The sequence below is a fragment of the Dietzia sp. SYD-A1 genome (assembly GCF_015356725.1).
Classification (GTDB): domain Bacteria; phylum Actinomycetota; class Actinomycetes; order Mycobacteriales; family Mycobacteriaceae; genus Dietzia.
Window position 1 is genome coordinate 1 of the sequence record NZ_JADDKI010000680.1, and the last position, 724, is coordinate 724.

The window sequence follows — 724 nt, forward strand, 5'->3', positions numbered from 1 at the left end:
CCCTCCCGCACTCTCCAGCCCTCGCCCCCGACCGGGCTGCGGCCATCGATCACCCACGCTAGCGGGCGACCTGACGGCGACCGCCCCCGGTGCCGGACCTGCCTACTAGAATCGGTGCGAATTCCCGGGCGCGCGTCCGGGGTCCCGAGAACGCCGATCAGCGAGGTACGCCAGTGTCCGTCGAAGTGACCATCGAGATCCCCAAGGGCTCGCGCAACAAGTACGAGATCCACCACGAGACCGGGAAGATCTACCTCGACCGGTTCCTGTTCACCTCGATGGGCTACCCGGCCGACTACGGGTTCATCGACAACACGCTCGCCGACGACGGCGACCCGTGCGATGCGCTGGTCCTGCTGGACGAGTCGGTGCACCCCGGCGTGATCGTCAACGCCCGCGTCGTGGGTGTCTACACCATGTCCGACGAGGCCGGCGGCGACGACAAGCTGCTGTGCGTCCCGGCCACGGACCCGCGGTGGGAGCACATCCAGGACATCGAGGACGTCCCGGACTTCGAGCTCAAGGCGATCGAGCACTTCTTCCTCCACTACAAGGACCTCGAGCCCGGCAAGCACGTCACGCCCGGTGAGTGGAAGGGCAAGGACCTCGGGGAGAAGCTCATCGCCGAGGGCGTCGAGAACTTCGCCGAGCACCCCGAGGAGAAGGCCGAGCCCAACCGCGGCTGACCCCGGGCGGCCGGGGGTCCGCCCGCGTGGCCGGGGGT

General features: G+C 68.8%; 1 protein-coding gene. It reads left to right on the top strand.

Annotated features, from left to right (window positions below):
* Positions 1–173 precede the first annotated feature (173 nt).
* On the top strand, positions 174–686 hold the full coding sequence (locus IY392_RS18575) for an inorganic diphosphatase (RefSeq protein ID WP_107755662.1): 513 nt from the start codon (positions 174–176) through the stop codon (positions 684–686).
* Positions 687–724 lie beyond the last annotated feature (38 nt).